Below are 9,333 nucleotides of genomic sequence, written 5' to 3' on the forward strand. Positions count from 1 at the left end.
TTCGTGGAGCATCTGCTTATTTATTGTCCAAAAAATAGTGGTTGAAACGAACAGACGAAATCATATCGTGCATTTTATCCCCTTATTCAAATGGGAAAATGGAGGGAACAAATAACAAGATCAAGCTGATGAAACGTCGGGGATACGGATACAGAAATATCCAGCGTTTTGCATGGCGGGTTCGGCTAGAAACAGCTAACATACTTTCATGACAGGTGCAAGTACAACTTTTGGTGATGAACCTTTCTATAAATATTGAATTTACGAAAAAAATGATAGAATACTAATTGAATTTACAAAAAAAAATGATAGAATATTATCTAACTAGTAATACTAACAAAAGGGAGAAGGACACATTGGCAAAGCAAACGTTATTGGAAATTGAGGAGCTGCGAGTCTCTTTCCGCATCGGTGATGACTATTATGCGGCGGTCGACGACGTTTCGCTGGCGATCGGAGAGAACGAAGTCGTCGCTCTCGTCGGGGAGTCGGGTTGCGGCAAAAGCGCACTCGCTTTGTCGATCATGGGTCTCCACCCGCCCGAAAAGACAAAAATTGAGGGGCGCCTGCACTTTAAAGGGACAAATTTGCTGTCGCTCTCCGTTGCCGAACTCAATCGCATCCGCGGCAAAGAAATCGGGATGATCTTTCAGGATCCGTTAACGGCGCTCAATCCACTCATGACGGTCGGCCGGCAGATCGAAGAAAGCATGGATTACCATCTGCGGCTGTCAGCAGCCGAAAAAAAGAAGCGAACGATCGTCTTGCTTCGCAAAGTCGGCATTCCGGAGCCGGAAAAGGTGTACCACCGTTATCCGCACGAGTTGTCCGGGGGGATGCGGCAGCGGGTCGTCATCGCGATCGCCATCGCCTGCGAGCCTGCCCTGCTCATCGCCGATGAACCGACAACGGCGCTTGATGTGACGATTCAGGCGCAGATCATAGGGCTGCTCAAAGAGTTGCAGCAGCAAATGAAAACGAGCATTATTTTAATCACGCATGATTTGGGGGTGGTGGCGGAAATGGCGGACCGTGTGGCGGTCATGTATGCTGGGGAAATCGTTGAGTTAGCGGACGTCGATACCATTTTTCACCGTCCGCTTCATCCATACACTCGCTCATTGTTGCAGTCGATCCCGTCTGCGCAGACGAAAAAGGAACGACTCCACGTCATCCAAGGGATCGTTCCGCCGCTGCATAAACTGCCGCGGCGCGGCTGCCGCTTCCAGCCGCGCATCAGCTGGATTGGGGCGGATAAGCACGAATCGGATCCGAAGTTGCGGGAAGTGGAGCCGGGGCACTGGGTGCGTTGCACATGTTACCAACATTTTTATTTTCCCGATGATCAAACGGTAGGTGGAATCGGCTATGGCGCTTCTTAACGTCAACCATTTGAAAGTATACTATCCGGTGCGCGGCGGTTTTTTTCGCCGGGTGGTCGACCATGTCCGCGCGGTGGACGATGTCAGTTTCACGCTGAACAAAGGGGAAACGTACGGGCTCGTCGGCGAGTCCGGCTGCGGCAAGACGACGACAGGGCGCACGATTATCGGTTTGATCCGCGCCACGGCCGGGGAAGTGCTGTTTGAAGGGACGGATTTGACAAAGCTTCGCCGCCGCGAGTTTCATCCGTATCGGAAAGACATCCAGATGATTTTCCAAGATCCGTATTCTTCGCTCAATCCGCGCAAACGTGTGCTCGACATTGTCGCCGAGCCGCTCCGCAATTTTGAACGCCTGTCCCCGCAAGAGGAGCGGCAGAAGGTGCAATACGTTTTAGAGCGGGTCGGCTTGAGCGCGGAGTCGATTTACAAATATCCGCATGAATTTTCCGGCGGACAGCGCCAACGCATCGGCATTGCGCGGGCGCTCACGCTCAATCCGAAGCTCATCATCGCCGATGAGCCGGTGTCGGCGCTTGATGTGTCGGTGCAGGCGCAAGTGTTGAATTTCATGAGAGAAATCCAGCAGGAGTACGGGCTGACGTATTTGTTCATCAGCCATGATTTAGGGATCATTCGGCATATGTGCGACCGCATCGGCATTATGTACCGCGGCCGGCTCGTGGAGGAAGGGACGAGCGAGGAGATTTTTACGAATCCTCAACATATTTATACGAAACGTCTGCTCTCCGCCATTCCGAACGCCGATCCGCGCGAACGCGGCCGGCAGGAGGCGCTTCGCCGCGAAGTGGAAAAAGAATATGAGCAGTCGTATTCCCGCTATTTTGATGAAAACGGCCGGGCTCACCCGCTCAAGCCGATTTCGCCGACGCACTCGGTGGCCATTCCGTAAAGAGGGGGAGACGGGAAGATGCTGAAATTTATTTTACGGCGAATCCTCATTATGATTCCGCAATTGTTTTTGCTGAGCGTCCTCATTTTCTTGCTGGCGAAGGCGATGCCGGGCGATGCGCTGACGGGGCAGCTGGCGGCCAACCCGAAAATGGATCCGCAGACGCTTGAGGAAATGCGGGAAAAACTTGGCTTGAATGATCCGGTACATATTCAATACATCCGTTGGGTGAAAAACATGCTGCAAGGGGATCTCGGCCTTTCCTATATCCACCAGCAGCCGGTCACTGATCTGCTGGCCGGACGGATCGGGAATACGGTGTTGCTGTCGGCGGCGATTTTAATTTTGACGTACCTGATTGCCATTCCGCTTGGCATCGTGTCGGGGCGATGGACAGATACATGGGCTGATAAGCTGATCGTCGGCTACAGCTATCTCGGGTTTGCCACGCCGATGTTCATTTTTGCTTTGATCATGCTGTTTATTTTCGGTTTTCACCTTGGCTGGTTTCCAACCGGCGGCAGCGTGGACGTTCAGGTCGAGGAAAGGACGCTCGCTTACTATTTAAGCAAATTGAACCATCTCATGCTTCCGGCGTTGTCGGGAGCGCTCATCAACACGGTCGTTACGCTTCAATATTTGCGCAGCGAAATCGTTGATACGAAAGTGAAAGATTTCGTGAAAACGGCGCGGGCGAAAGGCGTGCCGGAGCGGCACATCTATTGGCGCCATATTTTGCGCAATTCGTTTTTGCCGATCGCGGCGTTTTTAGGGTATGAGATCACCGGGCTTGTCGGCGGTTCCGTGTTTTTGGAGTCGATCTACAGCTATCCGGGGCTTGGCCAGCTGTTTTTGCAGTCGATTATGCAGCGGGATTACAGCGTCGTGACGGCGCTCGTCATGATTTCCGGCCTGGCGACGCTGGTGGGCACGCTGTTGTCGGACATCATTTTGAGTGCGGTCGACCCGCGCATCCAGATTGAGTAGGGAAGGAGGAAGGCAGCTGACATGAAAGCGGAAATCAGCGGCCCAACGCCGGCCGGAGCGAACATCGAGAAAAGCCCTTCCGCCTTTTCGATCATGTGGCGGGAGGTGGTTCGGGATCGGCTCGCGCTTGGTTCGCTCATCATTTTAGGAATCCTTTTGTCGATCGTCTATGGCGTGTCGCTCTTTTTGGATCAAGAGGAAATCGTGAAAGTGGATTTTCTTTCCATCTATTCTCCGCCGTCAGCGGAACACTGGCTTGGCACAGACTACGGAGGGCGCGACGTGTTTGGCCAGCTCATCATCGGCGCCCGCAATTCGTTTACGATCGGGCTGGCCATTACGCTCATCACTGGGGCGATCGGCCTCATTGTCGGATTGGTGGCCGGCTATTTCGGCGGCTGGATTGGCAATGTCATTATGCGCATCATCGATTTTATTCTCGTTCTGCCGTTTTTGATGCTCGTTATTGTTTTTGTCGCCATTGTGCCTAAATATAATGTATTGACGTTCATTTTGATCATGAGCGCGTTTTTGTGGACGGGCAAAGCCCGGCTGATCCGCGCCAAAACGCTGACCGAGCGCGAGCTGGATTATGTCAGCGCGTCAAAAACGCTCGGCACGCCAGATTGGAAAATCATTATTTTTCAAATTTTGCCCAACCTCAGCTCGATCATTATCGTCAATTTGACGTTAAATTTGGCGGGCAACATCGGCATCGAGTCCGGGCTCACGTATCTTGGCTTCGGGCTGCCGGAGAGCACGCCGAGCTTAGGGACGTTGGTCAGCTATGCGACCAACCCGGATGTTTTGCAAAACAAATGGTGGGTTTGGTTGCCTGCGTCATTGCTTATTTTAGTGATGATGCTGTGCATAAATTTCATCGGCCAAGCGCTGAAACGTGCGGCTGATGCAAGACAACGACTAGGATAAGGGGGAAGAAAATGTGAAGAGAAAATGGCTGGCGGCTCTCGCCGCGCTCTTGCTCGTGCTCGCCGGGTGCACGGGCAAATCCGACACAACGAGCGGAAAGGGCAACAATAACGAAAAACCGGCGGCTCAGAAGGAAGACATCAGCAAATTCCCGATGACGGTGAAAAACGACGGGAAAATCATCGATGGCGGCGTGTTGAAATACGGCCTTGTGTCCGATACGCCGTTTGAAGGGATGCTCAGCTCTGCATTCTACACCGGAGCGCCCGACGCAGAGATTTTGCAATTTTTTGACGAGTCGCTTTTCCGGACGAACGGTGACTATGAAATTACAAATGATGGGGCTGCCACGTATGAGTTGTCGGATGATAAAAAGACGATGACAATCCATATTAAAGACAATGTGAATTGGCATGACGGCCAGCCGGTGACCGCTGAAGACTTGGAGTATGCGTATTTGGTCATCGGCCATAAAGATTACACCGGCGTCCGCTATGGCGATGCGCTCATCCAAGGGATCGTCGGGATGGAAGAATATCACAGCGGCAAAGCGGATAAAATTTCCGGCATTAAAGTCATCGACAAAAAGACGTTGACGATCACATGGAAACAGGCCAATCCGTCGGTGTTGACTGGCATTTGGGCGTATCCGCTGCCGAAGCATTACTTGAAAGACATTCCGATCAAAGACTTGGCGAAATCGGATAAAATCCGGAAAAACCCGATCGGGTTCGGTCCGTTTAAAGTGAAGAAAATCGTTCCGGGCGAGTCGGTAGAGTTTGTTCGCAATGATGACTACTGGGCTGGCAAACCGAACTTGGAAGGCGTCATTTTGAAAGTCGTCAGCCCGCAAGTCGTCCTGCAAGCGCTGAAAAAAGGCGAAATTGACGTCGCTGGGTTCCCGACTGACCAATATTTGAACGCGAAAGGGACGAAAAACATTCAGTTTATCGGTAGAGTGGGTTTGTCGTACAGCTATATCGGCTTTAAACTCGGCCATTGGGATGCGAAAAAGCAGGAAAACGTAATGGACAATCCGAAATTCCAAAACAAAAAACTGCGCCAAGCCATGGCGTACGCCATCAACAACCAAGAGGTGGCCGACCGCCTGTATCATGGTTTGCGCTTCCCGGCGAACACGCTCATTCCGCCGTCGTTCCCGGGCTATCATGACAGTTCCATCAAAGGGTATACGTACAATCCGGAAAAAGCGAAACAATTGCTGGATGAAGCGGGATATAAAGATGTGGATGGCGATGGCCTCCGCGAAGATCCAAACGGCAAAAAATTCAAGATCAACTTCTTGGCGATGAGCGGTGGGGACATCGCTGAACCGCTGGCCAAATTTTATATGCAATGCTGGAAAGATGTGGGTCTCGATGTTCAGCTTGTAGACGGACGCTTGGCGGAGTTCAACTCCTTCTACGATATGGTCGAAAAAGACGATCCGAAAGTGGATGTCTACGCCGCCGCTTGGTCAACTGGAACGGACGTCGACCCGTACGGATTGTACGGCCGCAACGCCATGTTCAACTACTCGCGTTGGGTGAACGAGAAAAATGATGAGCTGCTGGAAAAAGGCCATTCCGAGCAGGCGTTTGACAAGGAGTATCGCCGGAAAATTTACAGTGAATGGCAACAGCTGATGAACGAAGAAGTTCCGGTCATCCCGACGTTGTATGGTTTGTCCATTTATGCCGTCAACAACCGCGTCGCCAACTTTACGGTTGACCCGAGCTCGAAACTGACGTGGAAAGATGTCGGCGTCACGTCCGAGCAACCGGAAGTCGAACAATGACGATTGTTGCCTTTGATGATGTACGATAAGATAGAAGATAAATTGCATACGTCTTATCAAGAGTGGGCGAGAGAACGGGCTTGATGACCCCACAGCAACCTGCCGCAGGCAAGGTGCTAACACCCGCAAAGCGGTTTCGCTTTGGATGATAAGAACGGCTCATGACCCCTTTCGCCTCATTCCGAGGCGAAGGGGGTTTTTGTCGATGGGAGGTGAAGGAGAAACAGTGGAGGAGGCGGTTTCGCTCCGTGCTTGCATGGCCGCTCATCTCCCTGCCGCTGCGTTCGCCGTTTGTGTCATGCGCTGTGTGCAGGCGGAGCTCATCCGGTTTGACTCTAAGGCGGCGGTGCATGTCGACCGTGGGGACGGATACGTTCATTTGTATGGGGAAGCGCAAGGAACAGCCTTTTCGTTGTTGTTGACCAACAGTGAGGCGGACGAATGGAAGGCGGACGGACCGTACGCCCTTGACCGCTACATATGGACAGAGCTTGGGAAAAAAGGGATTTTCCCGATGCAGATGACGCCGTATTTACAAGCAGTATGGTTAATGGAGTCATAGAAAGGAAGAGGGACGAATGGCAGTCAAAAAATTTGAGCATGTCGGCATTCAAGTGAAAGACATCGAGGCATCGAAAGCGTTTTATCAAAACGTCGTCGGCTTGGAGCTGCTCGACGAAATGATTCATACGAACGGCACGATGAAATTGGCGTTTTTAGGGATTGACGGCTCGATCATTGTCGAGCTGATCGAAGGATACAATCCGGATTTGCCGACGGAAGGAAAAGTGCACCACGTGGCGTTTACGGTCGAAGGCATTGAGCAGGAGAAAGAACGGCTTTAGTCGCTCGGCGTCCCGCTAGTGTGGGATGAAATTACAACGCTCCCAAACGGGGCGAAATACTTATTTTTCCTTGGCCCGGACGGCGAATGGATCGAGTTTTACGAGCCTGCTCGATAAATGGCGTCACGCTAGGCGGCCAGCTGTTTGGGCCGCCTATGAATTTGCCGTCTGGCGATTGGCGCTTCGTTCTATTTTTCTTCGTATGGCCTTGCCTGCCGCTAGACAACAACTGTCCATGTAGGAGTCGTCGTCTTCTCGATTCAATGGTATACTAGAAAAAGAGAGGGGGAGGATGACGTGGAAGAAATGATCGTGCACGCGATTCAAGACGACTACCCTGATGAATTCGCCTGGTGCTACGGCTGCGGGCGTCTGAATGAACAAGGCCACCATTTCCGCACCGGGTGGCGGGGCGACAAAACGGTGACGGTGTATACGCCGCGTCCGGAACATACGGCGATTCCAGGGTTTGTGTACGGCGGGCTGATCGCCTCGCTCATTGATTGCCACGGCACCGGTTCAGCGGCGCTTGCCTTGCATCGGAAAAACGGCCATGAACCAGGGAGCGGGGAAACGCCGCCGCGCTTTGTCACTGCGTCGCTTCACGTCGATTTCGTCAAGCCGACGCCGCATGGCGTGCCGCTTGTCGCCGTCGGCACTGTGACGGATATTCATCCGAAAAAATGGAAAGTGGACACCGAAGTGTTCGCCAACGGCGAACTGTGCGCCCGCGGGCAAGTCGTCGCGGTCGTCATGCCGAAAACGTTTGTCCGTGGGTAACAAGCAACGAAAGGCGCCGGAGAGCGGCTGTTTTTGACAGCGCTTTCTCCGGCGCTTGGCAACTGGTCGAAAACGGCTGCGCCTCACCTCGTTTCGCCATTGAGGACTGATGATGTCATGAAAAAGGCAACTCGACAACGCCTCTTCTCAAGTGGGGAAACCTTGTGAAATTGGTTCTCCTTTTTCAACAAAACCACCGATTTGGCGAACATCATCGTTTTTCACCGGTTTTCTCGGATTCCTCTGATCATCGCTTTCCATGCGTTTCAAAACAACAACAGCAGCTGCTGTTTGGACTCGTCGAATCCAAGGAGAACGAGCATGCGCAAAAACGCCTTTTGGAGATCCATCACCTTCACGGTTTGTCCATGATCAGCACCGACGACGTGGCGCTCGCCACCTCTTTGCCGTTTTGCCGCACGATGGCGGTTACATAGGCGACGGTTTTCCCGAACTTTTCCACCCGCGCCTCGATTTCGCCTTCTCCAGCCGCCGCTGGGCGGTGAAACGTCGTCTGCAAGTTGATGGAGGCGTGCATTTGGTCATCGCGAAGCAAGGTCGTCACCGCATACGCCATGAGAATGTCCGCCGCCGCCCTGACGAACCCGCCCATAATCACCCCGTTGCCGTTGAGCAGCGATTCGCTGATCGTCCATACGCCTTTCGCATAGCCGTCTCGGGCTTCCGTCAGGCGGACGCCGAGAGTTTCGTCGCATGGGGGCGGCGCGCTTTTTCCGGCAATGACGTCATGCAAGTTGGTAATTGGCTTCATCTCGAACATCCTTTCTGTCATCCATTGCGTTTCCGTGAAAATCCCCACCACTTGGTGAGTGCGGTATACGCTCCTGATCCGTGAGGGTATACTGAAAATGGCCAAAAAAGGCAATAGGAAAGCAGAGGTGCCCGATTTTAGGCATCTCGTATAACCTGTCTGCCTTTTGGCTAGACTAAATAAGTTGTGGTTGGCGGAACGGCTCTTTGCGGGAGATCATGCAAAAGATGATCACCAACATCCGCCGAGCAATGGCGATGAGGGCTTTTTTCTTCCCGCACCGGGCCGCCAACGACCAAAACTTTCGGGACAAGGGATGCGTCTTGGATCGAGCTGCTGACCATGCCGCCTCGCATAACGCCGATCGGAGATGGGGATTGCCTTTTGTCGTGCGCGTGCTCTTTCGCTTTCCGGCGCTTTCATGGTTGCCGGGGGACAATCCAGTCCATGAAGCCGCCCGTTCCGGCGTTTCAAAGACGCTCATGTCGGTTCCCATCTCGGCGATGATGACGGCGGCGGTTTGTTTTTTCACTCCGGGCATGGTCATCAGCAGGTTCACTTCCTCGCGATACGGCTCGAGCAGGCGGTCGATGTGTTGGTCGACTTCTTCGATGAGCCGCTCCAATTCCTCAACGTGTTTCCACAAGAGGCGAAGGAGACGGAGCTCGTGTTCGGTCAAGGTGCCGAGCAGCGAATCGTACACCGCTTGCTTTTTCTTTTTGAGCCTTCCGCGCAGGCATTCATCCAACTCGTCCTTGTCCACGTATCCCTTCTCGAGCAGCCGGGCGAGGATGTCTTTTCCGGAAACGCCGAAGAGATCGGAGAGGACCGAGCCGAGTTTGACATTGGAAGACTCGAGCACTTTTTGAATCCGGTTTTTCTCCGAAGTCAGCTGTCCGACCCACTTTTTGCGGAGGCGGGTAAAA

Annotated in this window: 9 protein-coding genes, 2 pseudogenes and 1 riboswitch; of the genes and pseudogenes, 9 read left to right on the forward strand and 2 right to left on the reverse strand. The window is 52.9% G+C overall.

From position 1 onward, the window contains the following. Positions 1-41 precede the first annotated feature (41 nt). The 9 genes and pseudogenes from IKE44_RS00570 to IKE44_RS00610 all read left to right on the forward strand — a co-directional run. Positions 42-212, forward strand: a pseudogene (locus tag IKE44_RS00570) (transposase); the annotation flags it as partial. Positions 213-356: 144 nt separating this feature from the next. Next, positions 357-1,382 (forward strand): ABC transporter ATP-binding protein, encoded by a 1,026-nt coding sequence (locus IKE44_RS00575; RefSeq protein ID WP_033015554.1) that lies wholly within the window; start codon positions 357-359, stop codon positions 1,380-1,382. Next, entirely contained in the window at positions 1,369-2,295 is a 927-nt protein-coding gene (locus IKE44_RS00580) for an ABC transporter ATP-binding protein (RefSeq protein WP_061580709.1), read from the forward strand. The genes IKE44_RS00575 and IKE44_RS00580 overlap by 14 nt, the downstream gene beginning before the upstream one ends. An 18-nt stretch (positions 2,296-2,313) precedes the next feature. Then, on the forward strand, positions 2,314-3,282 hold the full coding sequence (gene opp4B / locus IKE44_RS00585; RefSeq protein WP_287464683.1) for an oligopeptide ABC transporter permease: 969 nt from the start codon (positions 2,314-2,316) through the stop codon (positions 3,280-3,282). A gap of 21 nt (positions 3,283-3,303) precedes the next feature. Further along, positions 3,304-4,212 carry an ABC transporter permease gene (locus IKE44_RS00590; RefSeq protein WP_287464685.1) on the forward strand — a complete coding sequence of 303 codons (909 nt, stop codon included), beginning with the start codon at positions 3,304-3,306 and terminating at the stop codon, positions 4,210-4,212. Positions 4,213-4,225: 13 nt separating this feature from the next. Then, positions 4,226-6,010, forward strand: a complete 1,785-nt coding sequence (opp4A, locus tag IKE44_RS00595) for an oligopeptide ABC transporter substrate-binding protein (RefSeq protein WP_287464686.1) — start codon at positions 4,226-4,228, stop codon at positions 6,008-6,010. 50 nt (positions 6,011-6,060) lie between these two features. Next, a riboswitch (SAM riboswitch) is annotated at positions 6,061-6,165 on the forward strand. A gap of 50 nt (positions 6,166-6,215) precedes the next feature. Further along, positions 6,216-6,572, forward strand: coding sequence for a hypothetical protein (locus tag IKE44_RS00600; protein WP_237420157.1), 357 nt, complete (start codon positions 6,216-6,218; stop codon positions 6,570-6,572). A gap of 16 nt (positions 6,573-6,588) precedes the next feature. Next, positions 6,589-6,972: pseudogene (locus tag IKE44_RS00605) on the forward strand (VOC family protein). A 180-nt stretch (positions 6,973-7,152) separates the two neighbouring features. Then, entirely contained in the window at positions 7,153-7,635 is a 483-nt protein-coding gene (locus tag IKE44_RS00610; protein ID WP_049625446.1) for a PaaI family thioesterase, read from the forward strand. A gap of 355 nt (positions 7,636-7,990) precedes the next feature. Here IKE44_RS00610 and IKE44_RS00615 read toward each other — a convergent pair whose 3' ends face one another. Both IKE44_RS00615 and IKE44_RS00620 read right to left on the reverse strand, forming a co-directional pair. Next, positions 7,991-8,407 carry a PaaI family thioesterase gene (locus IKE44_RS00615; RefSeq protein WP_049625447.1) on the reverse strand — a complete coding sequence of 139 codons (417 nt, stop codon included), beginning with the start codon at positions 8,405-8,407 and terminating at the stop codon, positions 7,991-7,993. A gap of 175 nt (positions 8,408-8,582) precedes the next feature. Then, positions 8,583-9,333: IS110-like element ISGka2 family transposase (locus IKE44_RS00620; RefSeq protein WP_287464690.1), on the reverse strand; the 751-nt coding region annotated here is incomplete at its 5' end.

Origin of the sequence: Geobacillus sp., from assembly GCF_017515625.1 — a bacterium.
Classification (GTDB): domain Bacteria; phylum Bacillota; class Bacilli; order Bacillales; family Anoxybacillaceae; genus Geobacillus; species Geobacillus stearothermophilus.